Source organism: Streptomyces sp. NPDC032161 (genome assembly GCF_040636995.1).
Lineage (GTDB): Bacteria > Actinomycetota > Actinomycetes > Streptomycetales > Streptomycetaceae > Streptomyces.
The window spans coordinates 118,499-139,048 of sequence record NZ_JBEZVN010000013.1 but is presented as its reverse complement, the minus strand read 5'-3'; the positions used below and the strand labels follow the sequence as shown (position 1 = coordinate 139,048).

Sequence of the window (20,550 nt, the reverse complement as noted above, 5' to 3'; positions counted from 1 at the left end):
ATCCGCCGGTATCCGTGGACGTCCTCGCCGTGACACTGGCGCTGCTGGCGGCCCTCGCCAACGGCGCCGCCTCCGTGCTGCAGCGGCGGGCCGCCGTGGACCAGGCGGCGTGCGAACCGGCGGACGACGCGCGGGACGCGCGCCGGACGGTGCGTCACGCGGTGCGCAGGGCGGTCCGGCTGGTGCGGCGGCCGTTCTGGCTGGCGGGCGCGTCGGCACTCGGGCTGTCCGCCCTGCTCCAGGCGGCGGCGCTGACGGTCGGCAGCATGGTGGTGGTGCAGCCGCTGATGGCGAGCGAGCTCCTCTTCACGCTCCTGATCGGAACCGTCGTGTTCCGCCAGCGCCCGGGCGGCAGGACCTGGTTGTCCTTCCTGATGCTCGGCGCCGGTCTGACGCTCTTCCTGACCGCCGCCGGGCCGTCGCCGGGCGAGGCGACCGGCGAGGCCGGCACCTGGCTGTTCGTCGGAGCCTGCGCCGCGACGGCGGTGGCCGCGCTGCTGCTGGTCGCCCGCGGTGTCCGCGGCGCCGCCCGCGTCGCCTCGCTCGGCTGCGCCACGGCCATCTGCTTCGCCTGCACCGCCGGGCTGGTCAAGGAGACCGCCGGACGGATCCAGGACGGGACGGCGGCGGTCCTCACGACCGGCTATCCGTACGCGCTGTGCGTCGTCGGCCTGCTGAGCCTGGCGCTGCTGCAGAGCAGCCTGCACGCCGGGACGCTGGCCGTCTCGCAACCGGCGCTCACGCTGGGGGACGCGCTGGTGAGCGTGGTCCTGGGCGCGGTGCTGTTCGGCGAGCGGATCGCGCTGGAGGCCCATGTGCTGCAGGCCGTCACCGGCGCGTGTCTGGTGGCCGCCGGGACCGTGGGCCTGTCGCGGTCCCCGGCGGTGGCGCAGCACTGGGACACGACGGCGACGCCACCGCGCGAGCACCCCACCGACCGCGACCGATAGCCCGCACCGACGGAGGGACGAGGACTCCATGGACCACCGGCACCCGCGCGTCCCCGCCGCGGCGCGCGTCCCCCTCGCGGCATCGGCGCTGCTGCTGACCGCACACCTCGCCCCCGCCGGCACCTGGCTCGCGGGCCCGCGCCGGACCTGCTTCCCCGCCCTGGCCGGTCTCGGCCGCCCCCACCACGTCGCCCTGACCTTCGACGACGGGCCGGACCCCGGCTCCACCCCGTTCTTCCTCGACGCACTGGACCGGCTCTGCGCGCGTGCCACGTTCTTCGTGCTGGGGGAGAGGCTGCTGCGCCACCCGGGGCTCGGCCGCGACATCGTCCGCCGCGGACACGAACTGGCCGTCCACGGCTGGACGCACAGCCGGCCCTGGCTTCCCGCCGCGGGCCGGGACGCGCGCGAGATCTCCCGCGCCGCGGCGGCCGTGCACCGGGTCTCGGGCGTGCGGCCGCTGTGGTACCGGCCGCCGTACGGCATCCTGACCGGCGGGCGCTGGGCCGCGGCCGCGCGCTGCGGACTGCGTCCGGTGCTGTGGTCCGCCTGGGGCCGGGACTGGGCCGACGACGCGACGGCCGAGGGAGTCCTGACCACCGTGCACCGCGATCTGCGGGGCGGCGGCACGGTGCTCCTGCACGATGCCGACCTGTCGGCGTCCGGCCGCTGGCGGCCCGCGCTCGCGGCGCTGCCCGGGCTCATCGGCGGGATCCGCGCCACGGGCCTGACCGTCGGCCCGCTCGCCGAGCACGGCCTCGCGCCTGCCCGGACCCGCGACGGCGCCTGACGGGCCGTACGGTCCCCGCCACCGGACCGGGCGGGTCGCGGGGGCTGCCGGATCCGGGGGTGTTCGCACCCGACGCCCACCCGGGTGGGCGGGACGGGGGCGCCACCAGGCACACTGCAGGGGTAGCAGTCTGACCACCAAGAGGGATCACGCATGATCACGCTGAAGAAGGAAGACGGCCCGGCCGATCTGGACGGAGTGACCCATCTGTCCATCGGGGTCTCCTGGGACCCGACCGTCGGGAGCAGTGGCGGGCTGTTGGGCAAGCTCCGGCAGAAGGTGGGCACCGACCTCGACCTGATCGCCGTCGCCATGCAGGGGGCGGAACCGGTGCGGCTGGCCGGACTGGACTCCCTGGACCCCATGGGCAACGGCTCGTTGGTCCACAGCGGGGACAACCAGACCGGGCGCGGGGACGGCGACGACGAGACGGTGACCGTCGAATTCGCCCGGATACCGTCCAACATCACGTCCATCGTGTTCATCGCCGCGGCGTACAAGAAGCGCAGCGCCTTCCAGAACGCGCGCAACATCAGCTTCAAGGTGTACGACGCGACGGGCGGCAGCAGCCAGCAGGTCGCCGACATCTGGCCGAGCCTGCTCACCAACGACAACGGCTGCGCCGTGGCCAAGGCCATCCGCGTCGGCACGAGCTGGAAGCTCGAAGTGATCAACGAGACCGGGAAGATCAAGCAGGGGGACGAGCGGGACCTGATGCGTTTCGCCGTCAGCAAGTAATCCGAGTGCCCCGCCCCCGGCCGGGACGTCCCGTTCCGGCCGGGGGCGGGCCGGGGCGTCGGCCACGGCCGGAGGGGCGCCGTCCCGGGGGGCTGCCATGAGGGACCCGTGCGGTTCGAACTCCGGCGGGCGGGCGAGGGCGACATCACCCGGTGCACCGAGGGAGCCCAGGGGCGTTCGGCCCGGGACCCGCTCGATGACGACGCCTCACCGATCCACCTCTTCGACGCCGACAGCCGGGCACTCGCGACGGCCCGGCACCACGCGTACATCGGGTGGGAACCCCACAGCCCCGCGCGAGCGGGACGGGGCAGGCCGTGGAGGGCGGGGGTCGGGCGTTCAGGAACGGCGCCCGTCCGGTTGCATACCGCCGCACGCCGCCGTGACCGTCACCGGCGTCCTTCGCCCGCGCCGCGGTCGCCTCACCCGCGCACGCCGCCCTCGGCCAGCCGGATCCCGGTGACCAGATGCGGCCGGATGTGGACCGCGCACTCCATCATCCGGTCCGACCAGGGCCGGATCAGCCGCTGATAGCGGATCAGGGCGTCGGGATCGGTCACCGGCCGGCAGTAGCCCGTCGCGACGACGCTCCACCCCAGATGGGTCAGCGGATCGATGGCGTCGGCCTGATAGGCGACCACGACCCCGCGGTCGCCGTGGTCCCGGGCCTGGGCGAACAGATCCGAGTCCTGATGGGTCCGGATGACGATCCGGCCGCGGTCCAGCACATGGTTCACCGGGCGGATCGCGGGCAGCGCCTGCTGGGTGAAGACGATTCGCCCGAAGGACACCTCGCCGAGCAGCCGGAGGGCCTGAGCGCTCGTCAGCTCGACGGTCCGGCGCGGCCAGGTGGCCTCGGGGCCGTGGGACATGTTTCCCTCCGGCCGGCCGTGCGCGGCCGGGTCGGTGATCACGGGCAGGGGTGACCGGGGCGGCGGCCGGTGACCTGTGTGGCTCATGACTGACGACCTGCGTGGCTCATGGGGCGGTCTCGTCTCCTGATGTGCTCGTCTGCCGTACGAGTACATCGTGTGGCGCTCCGCCCCGCCAGGGCCGAACGGCCCAGGGCCGAACGGCCCAGGGCCGAACGGCCCTAGCGGGGTCGATCCCCCGATGGGTTCACTTCGGTGGTTCGCATGCCCGGCCCGGTCCGACGGCGGCAACCGGGGCCGGGCCGCGGTATGCGGAGTGTTCGGTCGGGTCGGTGGTGCACAGGTGCACAGAAGGGGTACGCGGTGATCGCGGTCGTCGGACACAGGGATCTCGACAGCGGAACGCTGGAACTGGTGGAGGCGGAACTGAGAGCACGGCTGGACTGCCTGGCGGAGGGCGCGGCGGCGCTCGTCCGCGCGGGGGCGGGCCTGCCCCTGGTGTTCGGGCGCGCGGTCCGGGCGGCCGGGCGGAAGCTGACGGTGCTGCTGCCGGCCCAGGGGGCGGTACCCGCCGTGCTGCCGGAGCGGGACCGGCGGGCCGCCGGTGAACTGCTGGTCCTGGCCGAGCACGTGCGCCTGCTGGCCTTCGACCCGGCCGACCGCGACGCGTGCGTCGGCGCGGACGAGCGGCTGGTGGCGACCTGCCGTTCCGTGCTCGCCGTGTGGGACGGCTCGCCCTCCGACGGCCGGGACGCCACCGCCCATCTGGTCGCGTTCGCCCGGGCGCGGGGCATCCCCGTGGACATCGTGTGGCCGGACGGCTGCGTACGACGGAGGCCGGCGTGAACACATCGGCGCAGCGGACACGGACGGCGGGCCCCACCGCCCGGACCGTCCGCGACCACGGGACCCGTCCGGCCGACGGCGGAGCGGACGACCACGGCGCACGGGCGGAGGACGACCCGTCCGGGACGGACGCGGCCCCGGAACGGGTGGGCGCCCGGCCCGGGTTCGGGTGGCTGCTGGTCGTCACCGCGGCGCTCGGGCTGCTGGGTTCCTTCGTGATCACCATCGACAAGTTCGAACTGCTCGCCGACCCCGGCTTCGTCCCGGCCTGTTCACTGAGCCCCGTCGTCTCCTGCACGGACGTGATGCGCAGTGAACAGGCATCGGTGTTCGGCTTCCCCAATCCGCTTCTCGGATTGATCGGCTTCGGGGTGGTGATGGGCATCGGCGCGGGTCTCCTCGCGGGCGCCCGCTACCGGCGCTGGTACTGGCTGGGCCTGAACCTGGGCACCTTCCTCGGCGCCGTGTTCTGCATGTGGCTGATGACCCAGGCGCTGTACGACATCGGCGCGCTCTGCCTGTGGTGCATGCTCGTGTGGGTGGCGACCGTCTTCATGTTCTGGCACACCACCGTGCACAACCTGCGCCACGGCGTACTGCCCGCCCCGCGGGCCGTCGTCGCGGCGGTACTGGAGTTCCCGCTGGTGGTGCCCGTGACCTGGTGCCTGGTCATCGTCATGCTGATAGCAACCCGGTTCTGGTCGTACTGGGCGTCATTTCTGTGAACGACGCTTCGAGCGCGCCCGCGACGGCATCGCGTCCCGGTCCGACGACCGGGACGCTGCCGGTGCTGTCGTGATGGACGCACGCGGCCGGAATCCCGGCGGCGGCGAGCCGGGCCGAGACCGTCCCCGTCGCGTCCGGCGCGGGGACCTCGGGGGCCAGCGCCAGGAACACGTGCTGCCGGACGAGGTTCCCGGAACTGCGTCCCGGCACGCCGCACAGGGTCCGCAGCTCCTGGTCCGTGAGGGGACCGGTGGGAGGAAGCACGGTCAGCCAGGAGCGCCCGCGCCGGAACGAATCCAGATACCCGGCGTCGTACATGCCCTCGTCCGCCCCGCCGTCCAGCAGCAGCCGCACCCGGTACGCCCGGGACCGTTCCGCGTCGACCTGCTGGAGCAGCGCCTTCATCGCGGCCCAGCCCGTGCCCGAGGCGATCAGCAGGACGTCGGCGGACGGCGTGCGACCGGGCAGCGCCAGCCTGCCGCGAGGCGCGCCGAGGCGTACGGTGTCGCCCTCGCGCGCGTGGTGCACCAGTGCGTCGCTGACGCCGCCGGCGCCACGGGCCCGTACGTGGAACTCCAGCTCGCCGTCCGGATGCGGCGCGCGGGCCAGGTAGTAGGGACGCCACGCCTGCTCCAGCAGCGGCGACTCCAGGGACGCGTACTGCCCGGCCGTGAAGGCGTACGGCTGGTGCGGGCGCACCCGCAGGACCGCGAGGTCCGGCGCACGCAGCTCGTGCGCGGTCACCGTCGCGTTCCAGCTCGACGGTTCGGCGATCGCCTCGTCGGCGCCCTTGACCATCGCGGAGACGGCCAGCCGCAGCATCCGCAGCCAGGCGTCCTCCAGCAGTTCGGTCCACCGGGAACCCGCGCGCATGCGCAGTGCCTCCAGCAGCGCCTTCTCGAACGCCTCGAAGTGCGCGGGACGCACACCGAGCTTGCGGTGGTCGCGCCCCAGCTGCACGAACCTGCCGATCATGTCGTCCGTGCGGCGCAGATTGCCGATCAGGTAGCGGAAGATCTCGACGAGATGCGCCTGCTGGAACGCCATCGACTCGGGGAACAGCGACCGCAGGTACGGGTGCCGTTCGAACATGGCCCGGTACAGGTCGTCGATCAGCCCCTCCAACGGGCCGACCAGCGGCAGGCAGTCGAGGATCAGCTGCTGGTCCGCCGTTCCGTCGTACGCCTGCGGCCGCTCGGCGCGCCGCGCTCCGTCGTCCGTACCGGTCGGGGAGAGGATGCGCCGCCTCAGCCGCATCGCGTCGTGCCGCGCGAGCAGTGCGTGGTAGTCCTCGCTCGGGGTGTTCATGGACCGGTTACTCCTTGGGGCGGTGCGACGAGGGTGGGTGCCGAAACCGGGCGGAATGACGTCGGCGGCGCCCGGATGATCTCGGCGGCGTCAGTATGGCACCGCCATCGACTCGCCGACCGGCCCTGGTCACAGGGCCTTTCGGCCCTGTTCGGATGCTGTTCACCATGCTTCGGAACCCCGGCGCGGGGGTCGCCGGAGGAACGCACATACTGGTGGGCGTCCGCCTTTTCCCCGAGCCGATCGAGCATGGTGTGAACGACTTCGCGAAGTCCCCGCTGAACACGGACCCGTCGCGGTCCGCCGACCCCGTGCGCGTCTTCATCCTCGACGACCACGAGGTCGTACGGCGCGGCGTGCGCGATCTGCTGGAGGCCGAGGACGGCATCGAGGTGGTCGGCGAGGCGTCGAGCGCCCGCGAGGCGCTGGCCCGGGTACCCGCGAGCAGGCCCCAGGTGGCCGTGCTCGACGTACGTCTCGGCGACGATCCGCGGGGCGACCAGGCCGGGATCGAGGTGTGCCGGGAACTGCGCGCCCTGATGCCCGGCCTGGCCTGTCTGATGCTGACGTCCTTCGACGACGACGAGGCGCTGTTCGACGCCATCATGGCGGGCGCGGCGGGCTATGTGCTGAAGCAGATCAACGGCGCCGACCTGATCGCCGCCGTCCGCACGGTCGCGTCCGGCACGTCGATGCTCGACCCGCGCACGACCGCGCGCGTGATGGCCCGGCTCAGGGGCCCCGAGCGCGGCCCCGCCGAGGAGCCGGAGCTCTCCGAACTGGACCAGCTCACGGCCAGGGAACGTCAGATCCTGGACCTCATCGGCGAGGGTCTCACCAATCGCGAGATCGCCGAGCGACTCTTCCTGGCCGAGAAGACCGTCAAGAACCGCATCTCCTCGATCCTCGCCAAGCTGGGCGTGGGGCGCCGGATCCAGGCCGCGATGCTCGTCGGCCGGCTCAAGGACCGTCAGGGCGCCGAACAGGTCCGGCGCGGCTGAGGATCCCTGCCACCACTGCCACCGGGAGCCGGCCGACGCCGGGCCCGACGCAGCCCCCGGGGCCGGGCCCGGCGTGCGCCGCCCGCTTCTGGAGCGTCAGCCGTGGAGCGGGGCACGCCACACGACGCGGGTGCCGCCCTCCGCGGGGCGCTCCACGTTCAGCGTGCCGCCGCACAGCTCCGCCCGGGTCCGCATGTTGGCCAGCCCGCCACGCCTCACCGGCTGCCCGTCGCCCCCGCCCGCCCCCGCGCCGGGAACGGTCGTGTGGGCGTCCGGGACACCGATGCCGTCGTCGGTGACGGTCAGGGTCACCGCGTCGTCCGCCGACAGCACGATGTCGATACGGCTCGCGCCCGCGTGACGGGACGCGTTGGACACCGCCTCGGCGGCGACCGCCACCACGTGTTCGGCCAGTTCGTCCGGGACGGTGGTGTCGACCGGTCCGTCGATCCGCACGGACGGCCGGAAGCCGAGCGCGCGCGCCGCGGTGCGGGCCGTCTCCGCCATCCGGTGCCGCAGCCCGCTGTGTCCCGAACCGCCCGCCGTGCGCAGATCGAAGATGGTGGACCGGATGATCCGGATCGTGGTGTCCAGGTCGTCCACCGCCCGGCTGACCCGCTCCGCCGCGTCCGGCCGGTCCGCGATGGCCCGGGTGGTGCTCTGCAACGTCATCCCCGTCGCGAACAGCCGCTGGATCGCCAGGTCGTGCAGATCGCGGGCGATCCGGTCCCGGTCGTGCATCACGGCGAGCTCCTCGGACTCGGCCCGCCCACGGGCCAGTTCCAGCGCGATCGCCGCCTGGTCGGCGAAGCCGGACACGAGCGCCACCTCGGTGTCGTCGAACGGCGGGCGGCCCACCGGCCGCCCCAGACGCAGCGCGCCCATCGCCCCGCTGCCCAGCCGCAACGGCACCGCCACCACCGGGCCCAGCCCGTCCTCGGCCCCGCCGCCGAACGGATGGGCCCGCGGATCCGTCCGCACGTCGGCACAGTACGCGGGCGCCCCGGTCCGCGCGGCGAGCCCGGCCAGCGATCGCGAAGCCGGCACGGACAGCCCCGTCACATGTTCGCTGTCCCGCCCGTGGGCGACGGCGACCGTGAGCCGCTCCTCGGTCCCCGACGCCGGGCCGGGCCCGGCGACCGCCGCCCCCGGCCGTGCCCCGGGCAGCAGGACCGCCGCCCGGTCCGCCCCCGCCACCTCCATCGCCCGTTCGGCGATCAGATGCAGCACCTCGTCGGCGTCCGCGCCCGACAGCAGGGCACGGGTGATCTCGCCCAGCGCCTCCAGGCGCCGTTCCCGGCGACGGCTCTCGTCGTACATCCTGGCGTTGTCGATGGCGACCCCGGCGGCGATCGACAGCGTGGTCAGCACCGCCTCGTCGTCGTCGTCGAAACCCGCCCCGCCCCGCTTCTCGGTGAGATACAGGTTGCCGAACACCTCGTCGCGCACCCGGATGGGCACCCCGAGGAACGTACGCATCGGCGGGTGGTGCGGCGGAAAGCCGTAGCTGCGCGGATGACTGCCCAGGTCGGTCAGCCGCAACGGCTCCGGATGACGGATCAGCTCGCCGAGGATGCCACGCCCGCACGGCGACTGCCCGATCCGGGCGGCGACCTCCTCCGACAGCCCCACCGGCAGGAACTCCAGCAGCTTCTGCCCGTCCCCGATGATGCCGAGCGCCCCGTACTCCGCGTCGGTCAGCGTCACCGCCGCCTCGACGATGCCGCGCAGCACCTCGGGCAGCTCCAGACCGCGCCCCAGCCCCATCACGGCGTCCAGCAGACCGCGCATCCGGTCCGGCCGGCTCGGCTGCGGCCACGCCGAGTGGCGCGGGCAGGAGGCCCCGGACGGTCCGTCGCCCGGTGCGGCGGGGGAGGGTATTCCGGAAGCGGAGCCGGGCGCGGGAGGTGCTGTCTCTGCCATCGGGTCGCCGTTCTCTGGTGCCGTGTGCCGTACGTCGTCCGCCGTACGCCGGGATCTGATCACCGGATCACCGCAGGGCTGGAACCGGTCCACGACCTGTCAGCCTACGGCAGCCCGGAGAACGGGGAACCGGCGGTGCACGCCCTCGCGCGGGAGGACGCCGGGGCCGACCGGCCCCGCACGAGGACCGCCGCAGGGCCGACCGGCCCTGCGGAAGGTGCCCGTCGGCCCCTGGGGAGCGTCCCCGCCCGCGAGCAGCATGGTGCGGCGCCGGGAAGGTCCGGTCCGTCCGTCCCCCGTGAGCAGCCGGACCTTCCCGACCGTCCCGGACCCCGCACCCGGGGCCGGGAACGTTCGGAGAACCGCAACAGCTGGAGGAACAAGTCCGGTGGACGCAATGGAAACGCAGGGCAGCGAGGCCGCTCCCGCACAGGGCCCCCGGCCCCCCGGGCCCCGGCCCGCGCCCATGCCGGGCCCCGACCGTCCCGTCACCGGGACCGCTTCCGGGACCGTCCCCGGCCGCCGCCCCTCGCGCGGCCGCCTCGTCGTCTCGTGGCTCACCACCACCGACCACAAGCAGATCGGCACGCTCTACCTCGTCACCGCCTTCGCCTTCTTCCTGATCGGCGGCGTGATGGCACTGGTGATGCGGGCCGAACTCGCCCGCCCCGGCACGCAGATCATGTCCAACGAGCAGTTCAACCAGGCGTTCACCATGCACGGCTCGGTGATGCTGCTGCTGTTCGCCATGCCGCTGTTCACGGGCTTCGCGAACTGGCTGATGCCGCTTCACATCGGCGCTCCCGACGTGGCCTTCCCGCGGCTGAACATGCTCGCGTTCTGGCTGTTCCTCTTCGGATCGCTGATCGCCGCGGCGGGCTTCCTCACCCCGCAGGGAGCCGCCGACTTCGGCTGGTTCGCCTACGCCCCGCTGTCCGACGCCACGCACTCCCCGGGCATCGGCGCCGACATGTGGATCATGGGCGTGGCCCTCTCCGGCTTCGGCTCCATCCTCGGCGCGGTGAACTTCATCACCACCATCATCTGCATGCGCGCCCCGGGCATGACCATGTTCCGGATGTCGATCTTCACCTGGAACGTGCTGCTGACCGCCCTCCTGATCCTGCTGGTCTTCCCGGTCCTCGCCGCGGCCCTCCTCGCACTGGAGATGGACCGCAAGTTCGGTTCGCACATCTTCGACGCGGCCAACGGCGGTGCCCTGCTGTGGCAGCACCTGTTCTGGTTCTTCGGGCACCCGGAGGTCTACGTCCTGGCCCTGCCGTTCTTCGGCATCGTCTCCGAGGTCGTCCCGGTCTTCTCCCGCAAGCCCATGTTCGGCTACATCGGCCTGATCAGCGCCACCATCGCCATCGCGGGCCTGTCCGTCACCGTCTGGGCCCACCACATGTACGCCACCGGCGGCGTGCTGCTGCCGTTCTTCTCCTTCATGACCTTCCTGATCGCCGTGCCCACCGGGGTGAAGTTCTTCAACTGGATCGGCACCATGTGGAAGGGGTCGCTCTCCTTCGAGACGCCGATGCTGTGGGCCACCGGCTTCCTCGTCACGTTCGTCTTCGGCGGACTGACCGGGGTCATCCTGGCCTCGCCCCCGCTCGACTTCCACACCACCGACTCGTACTTCGTCGTCGCCCACTTCCACTACACCCTCTTCGGCACCGTGGTCTACGCGATGTTCGCCGGATTCCACTTCTGGTGGCCGAAGTTCACCGGCAAGATGCTCGACGAACGCCTGGGGAAGACGACCTTCTGGGTGCTGACGGTCGGCTTCAACCTCACGTTCCTCGTGCAGCACTGGCTCGGTACGGAGGGCATGCCCCGCCGGTACGCCGACTACCTGGCCGCCGACGGGTTCACCGCCCTCAACACCCTTTCCACCATCGGGTCGTTCCTGCTCGGGCTGTCCTTCCTGCCCTTCTTCTACAACATCTGGAAGACCGCCCAGTACGGCGAGAAGGTCACCGTCGACGACCCCTGGGGCTACGGCCGCTCCCTGGAGTGGGCCACGTCCTGCCCGCCGCCCCGGCACAACTTCACCTCCCTGCCCCGCATCCGCAGCGAGTCCCCGGCCTTCGACCTGCACCACCCGGAGATCGCCGCACTCGATCACGCCGGATCCCACTGATCCGCCGACGACCGGATCCGTGCCCCGTTCCCCAGAAGGAGAGATGACCGATGTCCCATGGAGTCCTGGCGCTCGGCGTCGCCGTGATCTGCGTATCGGGGCACGTCTGGTACCTGCCCGCGTGCATCGACCTGCGCGCGGCGCAGGACCGCCCGGAATCACGGCGGCCCGCAGCGGCCGCCGTGCTGACCGGGTGGGCGACCGCAGGCCTGACGATGCTCCTGCTGCTCGCACCGTTCACCCCCTGGGCCGCCGTGGTGGTCGGGTCCGCCGGACTCTCCGCCACCCTGACCCTGGCCGTCCGCTCGTGGCTGCTCCGGCGCCAGGAACAGTGCGAGGAGGCGGCACGCTGGGCCGCGCTCCTGCCGGTGAGCACCGCCGCCCCCGCCCGGCGCCCGGATTCCGCCCGGCGCGCCGGCCCCGCCCGGCACACCGAGGACGACCGCTGAGACCGTCGCGGACGACCGCCCGGCCCGCCGTGACGGAGCGGGCCGGGCGCCGGACCCCACGGGGCCGATCGGGGTAGTGTCGGGCGAGGACCATCGGATCGGAGCCTGCATGAGGGTCGAACTGCCGCCGGAACCGGTGCACTTCGTCAACCGCGAGGACGAGAAGGAGCGTGCTCTCCGTGCCGTCGAGGAATGGCGGGGCCGCTCACGGCCCCTGGTCCTGTCGCTGACCGGACCGGGCGGACTGGGCAAGACCGAGCTGGCCTTCCTCCTCGCCCGGAACCTGCGCGACCGCTTCCCGGACGGCGTGCTCACCGTCGACCTGGACGACTACCGGACGGGCGGCGAGCTGGACCCCGGCGAGGCGCTGGCGCAGCTGCTCGACTCCCTCGACGTGCCGCCCGATCTGCTGGAACGCCAGTTCAGGGCGCGGTGCCGCCAGTACTGGAAGAAGACCGCCGACAGTCGGCTGATCGTCGTCGTGGACAACGCCCGCTACGCCTCGGAGGTCGTTCCCCTGCTGCCGGCGTCGGGCGGCAGCCTGGTCGTCGTCGCGAGCCACGGTCCGCTGTACGACCTGGAGGACGGCGCCGCCGTCGACATCGCGCTGCCGGCGCTGACGGACCCCGCGGCGACGGAACTCCTGGAACTGATCGTCAGGGACCGGCGCCTGGCCGCCGATCCGGAGGCGGCCCGCACCATGGTGCGGCTGTGCCACGGACTGCCCGCGGCCCTGCACGTCGCGGGGCGCTGGGTCCGCGCCCACCGGGTGCGGCCGCTCGACCGCCTGGTCGCCGACCTCCGCTCGGAGCTGGACGAGAAGGGGGTGTCGCCCGGCGTGGAACGCGTCTGGGACACGGCCTACCGCGGCCTGTCCGGCCCGGCGGCCGCGCTCTACCGGCTGCTGCCCGCCCACCCCGGCCCCACCTTCACGACGGAATCCGCCACCGCCCTGCTGGGACGGGGCCCCGGGACCGGACAGGACGCGCTGGAGGAGCTGCACCGGGCTGGCTTACTGGAACTGGCCCCGGAGCGGCGGGGTGCAGCGGGCCGGATGCGCCTGCCCGGCCCGCTGCACGCCCACGCCCGGCGCCGCTCCCGCGAAGACGACGTGCGGGGCGAGTCGGCCGAGGCACGGACACGGGTGGTGCGCTGGTACGTACGACAGGCCCAGCTCGCCGACCGGTACACGGCCGGCCCGCGTCTGGTCGTCGCGGACCTCTTCGATCCCGTGCCCGGCGCACCGGACGTGCCGCTGGAGGATCCGGCACAGACCGTCGATCCCGCCGTCCGGTCCGGGCGCTCCGAGCGTGCCGCCCGCTGGCTGCACGCCGAACGCCACGCGCTGTACGCGTGCGTGCGCCTGGCCCACGGACAGGGGCTGGACGCCGAGGCCGTGGCCCTGTGCGAGCCCGTGTGGACGTACGCGCTGGACCACCCCCACCAGTCCGATGTGACCGAGGTCTTCCGGCTCGGCGCCGCTTCGGCCGTCCGCTCGGGCCATGCGGCATGGGTGGTGCGGATGCGTTGCCAGCTGGCCCGACCGCTGTGGGAATCGGAAAGGCTGGACGAGTCCGGGAGGGAGATCGCGGGGGCGCTGGCGGCCGCCGATCTGCTGGGCCCGTCGGTCCGGGACCGCAAGCTCCACGCCTCGACGATCGAGTTCCGCGGCATGCTCAACTCGGCGCGCGGGGACTGGAGCGCGGCGATCGGCGATTTCACCCGCTCCCGCGAGGTGCACAGGACGATCCCCAACCCCTACGGGGTCCTGCTGCAGACCTACCGGATGGGGCAGGCGAACGCGGAACTCGGCGACCTGGAGGAGGCGGAGCGCCTGCTGACCGAGGCGCACGACGCGGCCGTGGCGGACCACCGCGAGCGGATGACCGCGCGCACCGGCTTCGTGCTCGGCGGCGTCCTGCGGCGGCTCGGCCGCACGGACGAGGCCCGTCGGCTGTACGGCGAGGCGCTGGTGAGGGCACGCGAACGGGGCTCGGAATTCGAGCAGGTTCGGGTCCTCGACGCGTTCGCGGAACTGGCCCGTGACGAGGGACGGCACACGGAGGCCGAGGAGCACCGTGCCGCCGCGGACGCCATCCGGAACCGCAATGGCCTGGGCCGCGGGGAGAACTAGTGCCGTGCCCGGCAAGGTTCGCCCGGAAGGAGCGTGCGTGCCGGGCGGCGCGACGGGGCAAACGTTGCCGGGAGCGGCACTAGGCCGAACTGCCGCCTGCCGTACGACGACAGGGCCTGGGCGCACTGCCCTCAGAGCAGCCGCCCGGTCTCCTCGTCGGTGGCCGGGCGGACCAGGACGGGGAACGCCCGGTCGCCGATGCGACAGGTCAGCCGCGCCTCGTCCTCGGCCCCGCCGGGCCGGCCGGACAACCAGGCGTGGACGGCGGACAGGGCGGCGGCCGGGTCGGCGCGCACGACGCGACCGTCCTCGGACCGTGGCCCGACCAGCACGGCACGGGCACGCGCCTCGCCACGGAGCGCGAGCACGCACAGCTCGGCGGAGAGCACGGCTGCGGCAGTGCGGCAGCCCGGGTACTCGGAGAGGGCGTGCCGGGTCCACCCGGACGCCGTCCACGCCGCGTCCGGCGGAACGGCGGCGGGCGGGAGCACGCGGCGGTAGAGCAGACCGGCCGCACGGGCGAGCTGCTCCCGGGCCGCACCGTGCTCGACCGCCAGGTGATGTCCGGGCACACCGAGCCCGGCGGGGCGCCGGTCGACGCGGATCGCGGTGCCGGAGACCTCGGCGTGGACGTCGAACGCGGCGGGCACACGGGCGGCGCCCGCGGGGGAGGGCAGCAGCCGGGGCGGGGCGCCGAACCGGGGCGGGGCGAGGTCGAGAAGGGCGTACACCTCGGTCCGCAACAGGCCCAGTGCCTCGCCGCAGCGGTCGAACGCCGCCCGTGCCGCGTCGCGTCCGGGCCCCGGCCGGTACGCGGCCAGTGCCTCACGCACGTCGCGGGCATCCCCCAGCTCCGGTGTCCCGCCCAGGAGGATGTCCATCGGGCTGCCGGGGATCAGTTCGCCGCCCCCGCGGTGGACGCGCACGACCGGCCGGTCACCGGCCGCCGCGTAGTACAGCGCCGCCGAGCCGTGATCGGTGATCAGCGCGTCCGCGGCGATCAGGACGGATACCCAGTCCTCGTACGGACCCGTCAGTACCATGCCGGCGTCCAGCGCGGGTGCCAGACGCTCGGTCAGTTCGTACTCGCCCAGTCGGCTCCGTTCGTTGGGATGCACGATCAGCGCCAACTGGTATTCGTCGTACGGGAGATGGGCCGCGAGTTCGGCGGGGAGACCGGGACGCCGGTGGAGCAGGGAATCCGGACCCCAGATCGAGGCGAGCACGAGCAGGGTGCGCGGCCCGGTGCCGAGGGCTGCCCGGTACCGGTCGCGGAGGGACAGCGAGGCGAGGACGCGTTCCAGGGTGGGGTCGCCGATGACCCTGGCGCGCTCGGCGGCCTCGGGGTCGACGGCGGCCAGCCGGGCGACCTGGTCGGGGTGGGCCAGGGCGTGCAGGGTGATCGGGGTGCCGTCCTCGTCCGGCGCCAGGTACCGCGGGTCCAGCCCGGAGGCGGAGTCGGCGCGGCCCTCGCCCGGAATGGACTTGTTGAACCCCGCCCCGTGCGGGAGCAGCACGTGCGTACCGCGGAGCCGGTCCAGCTCGCCCTTCGGGCTCGCCGCGAGCACCAGGTCGTACGTGCGTCGGCACGCCTCCTCCCAGGGCAGGACACGGCCCTTGACGGCGTCGATCACGGACAGGGTGTCGACGTCGAAGTCGGATCCGGGAACCAGGGTGAAGAGGCGGGTGAAACGTTCATCGCCCGAGAAGGCGAGGAGGGTGTCCAGGAGGCGGTACAGCGCCACCGCTGATCGGGCGGCCAGCAACACGGACCTCTCGCCCGTCGCCCGTCGCCCGTCGCCCGTCGCCCGTCGCCCGTCGCCCGTCGCCCGTCGCCCGTCGCCCGTCGCCCGTCGCCCGTCGGTCCAAGCCTCCATTCTATGGGGGAGCGACCGCTTGGGTCCGGCGTTTCCGCAGGTGGGGAGAGGTGGTTCGCGTCGTCGAGCGACATGGTTCGATCGTACCGTGCGACGGATTCCGGCCGGACGGCAGTGATCCGTACCGCATCTTCGGCAAGTGCGCCGCGCGGATCCGGGGCGATCGGGAGGATGGCGGAATGAGTGAGCTCGGAATCGCACTGATCGCCGCGGGGGCGGCGATCGCGGGCAGCGTCGCCACGGGATGGTTCACCCGGAACGCGGGGATCCGGCAGGCCGAAGCGGCACGCCGGGCCGGTGAACGGCAGGCCGACGCGCTCCTGGAGACGGTCCGGATGACGCTTCAGGATCAGGCGGCCGTGCGCGTGCTCGATCTGCGGCGCCAGACCTATGTGCGCTTCCTCGAAGCGGCGGAGGCCCGGATCCTGACCGAGCGGACCGGCCGGGGGCGCGGGGACGACGACGGACTGCTGGAACGCGCCCTGGGCACGGTCCTCCTGGAAGGACCGGCCGAGGTCGCCGCCGCGGCCCAGGACCTCGTCGACCGGCTGCGTCGGCACGGGACGCCCGACGACCTCGTGGAGGCGAAGCTCGCCTTCCTCTCCGCCGCGAGAACCGCCGTGAGCCCGCCCCCGCCGGCCGGATAACCGGTGCCCCGTGGCTCCTGCCGGCCGGACGGCCGGGGACCGGGGTGGCCGGACGGCCGCCGGGGCGGCGGCCGTCGGTTCCGCTACTCGAAGCGGGTCGTGTCACCGGCCCCCCGGCGTACGACCTCGACCCCGTCGCCGGAGAAGTCGACGACGGTCGTCGGTTCGGTGCCGCAGTCGCCCGAGTCGACCACGATGTCCACCACGTGGTCGAGCCGTTCCTTGATCTCCCAGCCCTGCGTCAGCGGTTCGTCCTCGTCGGGCAGGAGCAGCGTGCTGGAGAGCAGCGGCTCCCCGAGCTCGGCGAGCAGTGCCTGGGTGACGACGTGGTCGGGGATCCGGACGCCGACCGTCTTCTTCTTGGGGTGCAACAGCTGACGCGGCACCTCCTTCGTCGCGGGGAGGATGAACGTGTAGCTGCCGGGCGTCGCCGCCTTGATCGCGCGGAAGACGTCGTTGTCGATGTGGACGAACTGTCCCAGCTGCGCGAAGTCCCGGCACATGAGGGTGAAGTGGTGCCGGTCGTCGAGATGCCGGATCGACCGGATCCGGTCGAGCCCGTCACGGCTGCCCGGCCGGCATCCGAGCGCGTAGCAGGAGTCCGTCGGATACGCGACGAGGGCTCCCGACCGGATGCTCTCGGCCACGGACCGGATGGTGCGCTGCTGGGGGTTTTCGGGGTGTACGTCGAAGTACTTCGCCATCCGCCGAGTCTAAGGGCGGTCCCGCCCGGCATGCGGGCTCGTGCGTCCGGGGGTGCCGCCGGGAACCCGACGGCACCCCCGGGGCTCACTCCTTGACCGCGCCCGCATTGGCGCCGTTCACGAACTGGCGCTGGAAGCAGAAGAACAGCACCGCCACCGGGAGGGTGGAGAGCAGCGCCGCCGCCAGCTTCAGCGGGTACTGCGTCCCGCCCCCGAGCCCGCCCGAGACGAACCGGGCCAGGCCCGTGGTGAGCGTCTCGTACCGACCGGACTGGGTGCTGACCAGGAAGTGCGTGAACTCGTTCCACGAACCCTGGAACGACAGGATCGTCAGCGTGATCAGCGCGGGTCTGGCCATCGGCAGGACGACGGACCAGAAGATCCGCAGCACCCCCGCCCCGTCCACCCGCGCGGCCTCCTCGACCTCGCGCGGGACCGACTCGAAGAACTGTTTCATGATGAAGATGCCCGCCGCGTCCACCAGCAGCGGCACGATCATGCCGGTGTACGTGTCGAAGAGACCGAACGTGTTCAGCACCAGGAACTTCGGGATGAGCAGGGCCACACCGGGCACCGCCATCACCGCGAGCACCAGGGCGAACAGCACCGAACGGCCGCGGAAGCGCAGTCGCGCCAGCGCGTAGCCGGCCATGGAGTCGAACAGCACCCTGCCCGCGGTCACCAGCACCGCCACCAGCGCCGAATTGCCCAGCCAGCGCAGGAACGGGACGCCGTCGCCGGTCCCGCCCAGCCCGAACAGCCGCTGATAGGCGGCCGTGGTCGGGGTGACGGGCAGCAGGGACAGCGGATGCGCGGCGGCGTCCGGATCCGTCTTGAAGCCGGTCACCAGCTGGAGGGCGAACGGCAGCAGATAGAGCAGCCCCATGCACAGCACCGCCGCGTACCCGAGGATCCGCCACGGAAGCGGGAAGCGGCCCAGCACGGGCCGCCCGCGCTCCTGCCCGGTCCGTCGGCGCGACGGACGCGGGGCCGTGTCGCGAACGGCCGTACCGGTGGCGGTCATCGGTTCCTCCCGGTGCGGGTGCCGCGCTCGCGCAGCGCCCAGCGCTGCACCGCGGTCAGGACGAGGATCAGAGCGAGCAGGATGAACGCGATCGCCGAGCCCTGCCCGAAGTCCGCGTTGTCGAACGCGGCCGAGTACGACAGGAAGGCGGGCGTCAGCGTCGTGTTGCCGGGCGAGCCCTGACCCATCACGTACACCTGGTCGAAGACCTGCCAGGTGGAGATCAGACCGAGCGTCAGCACCAGGAACAGGGCGGGGCGCAGCGCGGGCAGGGTCACATGGCGCACCATCTGGCGACGGTTCACCCCCTCCAGGGCGGCCGACTCCTCCAGCTCGCGCGGGATGTCCTGGAGCGCCGCGAGGAAGATCAGCATGAACGTGCCGGAGGTGGTCCACACGGCGAGCAGGATCAGGGTGCACATGGCCACCGACGGGCCCGACAGCCACTCGAACCAGGACAGTCCCAGCAGGGAGTGGTCCGCCAGCACTCCGGTGGGCCGTTCGGGGTCGACGATCCCCAGACCGCCCAGGGCCAGCGAGAGCACCCCGCGCGGGTCGGCGAACCAGTTCGGCCCCTGGACCCCGATCCAGGACAGCAGGGAGTTGACGGCCCCACTGCCCTGGAACAGGAAGAGGAAGACCGTGGACACGGCGATCGAGCTGGTGACCGACGGGAAGAAGAACGTCGTACGGAGCGCGCCGCGCGCCCTCAGCAGCCTCTGGTTCACGATCAGCGCCAGTCCCAGCGCCAGCAGGGTCTGGAGCGGCACGGTCAGCAGGACGTAGTAGGCGTTGTTGCGCAGGGAGGTCGCGAACAGCGTGCGGTCCAGACCGTCCTGGACGAGCAGCGACCGGTAGTTCTCCAGGCCGACGAAGTCGGCGTCGCCGGAGAACGGATTGGACTGCCCGTCCCAGTGCAGCAGGCTGACCCACAGGGCCATCAGGATCGGCAGCAGCAGGAACAGACCGATGACGAGGACCATGGGGCTGACGAACAGCCAGCCCCACGCCGCCTCGCCGCGGCGGCCCGCGCGCCGGGCGCGGGCCGTCCCGGCCGGGCGGGCGCCGCCGTCCGCCCGGCCGCCTCCGGTCGCGCGGGCCCTTCCGGGCCCGTCTGCCGTGCCGGGGCCACCGCTCTCGCGGGTCGTGCGGATGGGCATCTGGCTCAGTTGCCCTTCGCGATCGCCTGCTCGCCGTTGCGCTGGAGATCGGCGAGGATCTTCCTCGGGTCGGCGGTGCGCAGCGACTGCAGATCGGTGTTGAACTGGTTGAGCACCTTGTCGAATCCGGCGATGGTCACCGGACCCTGGGCGTGGGCGCTGCCGTCCACCCACGCCTTGGCGGCCGGCTGCTTCTCGGCGTAGGTCTTCAGCGCGCTCGTGCGCGAGGGCATGACACCGAACGCCGCGGCGAAGTCCAGCTGCTGCGCGGCGGAGGACAGGTGCTTCACGAGCTCGACGCCCGCCGCGCGGTGCGCGCTGTCGGCGGCGACGCCCCAGCAGTTGCTGAACGCGAGGGTGCCCTGGCCGGCCGGTCCCGCGGGCAGCGGCACGACGGCGTACTTCACGTCGGGGTAGTCGTGGCTCATGCCGCCCTCGAGCCAGTTGCCCTCGATGGTCATGGCTGCCTTGCCCTTGCCGAGCGCCTCGCCGCCCCAGCCGGTGTCGACCTGCTTGGCGAACTTCATCGAGCCCGACTTCAGGAGGGACTGAACGAACTCCAGACCCTTGACGTTCTCCGCGCTGTCGGCGGTCATCTTCTTCTGGGCCGGGTCGGTGAGCGAGCCGCCCGCCTGCTTCATGAAGACACCGAGCCGCTGGTACTCGTCGCTGGTCACCAGGCCGGTGACGCCGTCACGGGTGAGCCGGTCCGCGACCTTGCGCAGGTCCTCCCAGGTCTTCGGGTAGTCCTTCTCGGTCAGACCGGCCTTCTTCCACAGGTCGGTGTTGACGGCGAGGGCGAGTGTGGAGGCGTCCTTCGGGAGGCAGACCAGCTTTCCGCCGTACGAGAACGACGTGCGCAGCTGCTCGGAGAAGTCGTCGGCGTCGGCTATCCGGTCGCCGTACGGGTGGAGCGAGCCGCCCTTGGCGTAGTTGGCGAACTGGTCGGAGTTGACGTAGAAGACGTCCGGCGGCCGGTGTCCGGCGAAGGACTGGGCGAGCTGCTGGTTCATGTCCTTGGCGACCTCGACCGTGACCGTGTTGCCGGACTTCTTCGCGTACGCGGCCGCGGCGTTCTTCACCGCCTGTGTCTCGGCGTCCCCCGAGGTGGCGATCAGCACCGTCAGCTTCTGCTTGCCGGCCGTGTCCTGCTCCGGTTCCTTGTCGCCGCCGAAACCGGACGAGCAGCCGGTGGCGGCGAGCAGGGCCGCGCAGGTGGTGAGTGCGGCGACGGCCGTGCGGGTTCTCATGGGTTCCT

General features: G+C 72.7%; 18 protein-coding genes. 10 read left to right on the top strand and 8 right to left on the bottom strand.

From position 1 onward, the window contains the following. Positions 1 to 14: 14 nt before the first annotated feature. The 3 genes from AB0E67_RS22615 (at position 15) to AB0E67_RS22605 (ending at position 2,478) form a co-directional block, all read left to right on the top strand. On the top strand, positions 15 to 950 hold the full coding sequence (locus AB0E67_RS22615) for a DMT family transporter (protein ID WP_362029638.1): 936 nt from the start codon (positions 15 to 17) through the stop codon (positions 948 to 950). 28 nt (positions 951 to 978) lie between these two features. After that, on the top strand, positions 979 to 1,740 hold the full coding sequence (locus AB0E67_RS22610) for a polysaccharide deacetylase family protein (RefSeq protein WP_362029636.1): 762 nt from the start codon (positions 979 to 981) through the stop codon (positions 1,738 to 1,740). A 153-nt stretch (positions 1,741 to 1,893) separates the two neighbouring features. Beyond that, a complete protein-coding gene (locus AB0E67_RS22605) occupies positions 1,894 to 2,478 on the top strand; it encodes a TerD family protein (protein WP_351523519.1) in 585 nt (194 codons plus the stop codon). A gap of 422 nt (positions 2,479 to 2,900) precedes the next feature. On the opposite strand, the gene AB0E67_RS22600 is transcribed toward AB0E67_RS22605, so the two are convergent. Beyond that, positions 2,901 to 3,350 carry a pyridoxamine 5'-phosphate oxidase family protein gene (locus AB0E67_RS22600; RefSeq protein ID WP_362029698.1) on the bottom strand — a complete coding sequence of 150 codons (450 nt, stop codon included), beginning with the start codon at positions 3,348 to 3,350 and terminating at the stop codon, positions 2,901 to 2,903. Positions 3,351 to 3,713: 363 nt separating this feature from the next. Here AB0E67_RS22600 and AB0E67_RS22595 point away from each other — a divergent pair, with 363 nt between their 5' ends. Both AB0E67_RS22595 and AB0E67_RS22590 read left to right on the top strand, forming a co-directional pair. Beyond that, positions 3,714 to 4,196, top strand: a complete 483-nt coding sequence (locus AB0E67_RS22595) for a hypothetical protein (protein WP_351523515.1) — start codon at positions 3,714 to 3,716, stop codon at positions 4,194 to 4,196. A gap of 146 nt (positions 4,197 to 4,342) precedes the next feature. Next, on the top strand, positions 4,343 to 4,921 hold the full coding sequence (locus tag AB0E67_RS22590; protein ID WP_362029695.1) for a vitamin K epoxide reductase family protein: 579 nt from the start codon (positions 4,343 to 4,345) through the stop codon (positions 4,919 to 4,921). Here the strand turns inward: AB0E67_RS22590 and AB0E67_RS22585 are convergent. Next, positions 4,872 to 6,230, bottom strand: coding sequence for a globin domain-containing protein (locus tag AB0E67_RS22585; RefSeq protein ID WP_362029632.1), 1,359 nt, complete (start codon positions 6,228 to 6,230; stop codon positions 4,872 to 4,874). The two genes, AB0E67_RS22590 and AB0E67_RS22585, sit on opposite strands and share 50 nt — an antisense overlap. 254 nt (positions 6,231 to 6,484) lie before the next feature. Here AB0E67_RS22585 and AB0E67_RS22580 point away from each other — a divergent pair, with 254 nt between their 5' ends. Beyond that, the gene (locus AB0E67_RS22580) at positions 6,485 to 7,231 is read left to right on the top strand and encodes a response regulator transcription factor (RefSeq protein ID WP_362029692.1); all 747 of its coding nucleotides are present in this window, start codon (positions 6,485 to 6,487) and stop codon (positions 7,229 to 7,231) included. A gap of 96 nt (positions 7,232 to 7,327) precedes the next feature. Here the strand turns inward: AB0E67_RS22580 and AB0E67_RS22575 are convergent, their stop codons facing one another. Further along, the gene (locus tag AB0E67_RS22575; RefSeq protein ID WP_362029689.1) at positions 7,328 to 9,022 is read right to left on the bottom strand and encodes a GAF domain-containing protein; all 1,695 of its coding nucleotides are present in this window, start codon (positions 9,020 to 9,022) and stop codon (positions 7,328 to 7,330) included. Positions 9,023 to 9,620: 598 nt separating this feature from the next. Between AB0E67_RS22575 and ctaD the strand changes: the two genes are divergently transcribed. From ctaD to AB0E67_RS22560, 3 genes are all read left to right on the top strand, one after another. After that, entirely contained in the window at positions 9,621 to 11,297 is a 1,677-nt protein-coding gene (gene ctaD / locus AB0E67_RS22570) for a cytochrome c oxidase subunit I (protein ID WP_362029686.1), read from the top strand. Between the two features lie 50 nt (positions 11,298 to 11,347). After that, on the top strand, positions 11,348 to 11,746 hold the full coding sequence (locus AB0E67_RS22565; RefSeq protein WP_362029629.1) for a hypothetical protein: 399 nt from the start codon (positions 11,348 to 11,350) through the stop codon (positions 11,744 to 11,746). A 109-nt stretch (positions 11,747 to 11,855) separates the two neighbouring features. Further along, positions 11,856 to 13,880: a tetratricopeptide repeat protein gene (locus tag AB0E67_RS22560; protein WP_362029626.1), complete on the top strand. Its 2,025-nt coding sequence runs from the start codon at positions 11,856 to 11,858 to the stop codon at positions 13,878 to 13,880. Between the two features lie 131 nt (positions 13,881 to 14,011). Here AB0E67_RS22560 and AB0E67_RS22555 read toward each other — a convergent pair whose 3' ends face one another. Next, the gene (locus AB0E67_RS22555; protein ID WP_362029623.1) at positions 14,012 to 15,649 is read right to left on the bottom strand and encodes a translation initiation factor 2; all 1,638 of its coding nucleotides are present in this window, start codon (positions 15,647 to 15,649) and stop codon (positions 14,012 to 14,014) included. Positions 15,650 to 15,936: 287 nt separating this feature from the next. Here AB0E67_RS22555 and AB0E67_RS22550 point away from each other — a divergent pair, with 287 nt between their 5' ends. Then, positions 15,937 to 16,404: a hypothetical protein gene (locus AB0E67_RS22550; protein WP_362029620.1), complete on the top strand. Its 468-nt coding sequence runs from the start codon at positions 15,937 to 15,939 to the stop codon at positions 16,402 to 16,404. Between the two features lie 83 nt (positions 16,405 to 16,487). On the opposite strand, the gene AB0E67_RS22545 is transcribed toward AB0E67_RS22550, so the two are convergent. The 4 genes from AB0E67_RS22545 to AB0E67_RS22530 form a co-directional block, all read right to left on the bottom strand. Further along, a complete protein-coding gene (locus AB0E67_RS22545) occupies positions 16,488 to 17,108 on the bottom strand; it encodes an L-threonylcarbamoyladenylate synthase (protein ID WP_362029617.1) in 621 nt (206 codons plus the stop codon). Between the two features lie 85 nt (positions 17,109 to 17,193). After that, the gene (locus AB0E67_RS22540; protein ID WP_362029614.1) at positions 17,194 to 18,132 is read right to left on the bottom strand and encodes a carbohydrate ABC transporter permease; all 939 of its coding nucleotides are present in this window, start codon (positions 18,130 to 18,132) and stop codon (positions 17,194 to 17,196) included. Beyond that, positions 18,129 to 19,292 (bottom strand): sugar ABC transporter permease, encoded by a 1,164-nt coding sequence (locus AB0E67_RS22535; protein ID WP_362029611.1) that lies wholly within the window; start codon positions 19,290 to 19,292, stop codon positions 18,129 to 18,131. The genes AB0E67_RS22540 and AB0E67_RS22535 overlap by 4 nt, the downstream gene beginning before the upstream one ends. A gap of 5 nt (positions 19,293 to 19,297) precedes the next feature. Then, positions 19,298 to 20,542: an extracellular solute-binding protein gene (locus AB0E67_RS22530; RefSeq protein ID WP_362029608.1), complete on the bottom strand. Its 1,245-nt coding sequence runs from the start codon at positions 20,540 to 20,542 to the stop codon at positions 19,298 to 19,300. Positions 20,543 to 20,550 lie beyond the last annotated feature (8 nt).

Excerpts from the sequence above, each read along its gene's own strand:
- AB0E67_RS22530 (WP_362029608.1), bottom strand. The coding sequence starts at position 20,542 with ATGAGAACCCGCACGGCCGTCGCCGCACTCACCACCTGCGCGGCCCTG.
- AB0E67_RS22575 (WP_362029689.1), bottom strand. The coding sequence starts at position 9,022 with ATGCGCGGTCTGCTGGACGCCGTGATGGGGCTGGGGCGCGGTCTGGAG.
- AB0E67_RS22600 (WP_362029698.1), bottom strand. The coding sequence starts at position 3,350 with ATGTCCCACGGCCCCGAGGCCACCTGGCCGCGCCGGACCGTCGAGCTG.
- AB0E67_RS22605 (WP_351523519.1), top strand. The coding sequence starts at position 1,894 with ATGATCACGCTGAAGAAGGAAGACGGCCCGGCCGATCTGGACGGAGTG.
- AB0E67_RS22585 (WP_362029632.1), bottom strand. The coding sequence starts at position 6,230 with ATGAACACCCCGAGCGAGGACTACCACGCACTGCTCGCGCGGCACGAC.
- AB0E67_RS22565 (WP_362029629.1), top strand. The coding sequence starts at position 11,348 with ATGTCCCATGGAGTCCTGGCGCTCGGCGTCGCCGTGATCTGCGTATCG.
- ctaD (WP_362029686.1), top strand. The coding sequence starts at position 9,621 with ATGCCGGGCCCCGACCGTCCCGTCACCGGGACCGCTTCCGGGACCGTC.
- AB0E67_RS22610 (WP_362029636.1), top strand. The coding sequence starts at position 979 with ATGGACCACCGGCACCCGCGCGTCCCCGCCGCGGCGCGCGTCCCCCTC.
- AB0E67_RS22560 (WP_362029626.1), top strand. The coding sequence starts at position 11,856 with ATGAGGGTCGAACTGCCGCCGGAACCGGTGCACTTCGTCAACCGCGAG.
- AB0E67_RS22545 (WP_362029617.1), bottom strand. The coding sequence starts at position 17,108 with ATGGCGAAGTACTTCGACGTACACCCCGAAAACCCCCAGCAGCGCACC.
- AB0E67_RS22540 (WP_362029614.1), bottom strand. The coding sequence starts at position 18,132 with ATGACCGCCACCGGTACGGCCGTTCGCGACACGGCCCCGCGTCCGTCG.
- AB0E67_RS22535 (WP_362029611.1), bottom strand. The coding sequence starts at position 19,292 with ATGCCCATCCGCACGACCCGCGAGAGCGGTGGCCCCGGCACGGCAGAC.
- AB0E67_RS22550 (WP_362029620.1), top strand. The coding sequence starts at position 15,937 with ATGAGTGAGCTCGGAATCGCACTGATCGCCGCGGGGGCGGCGATCGCG.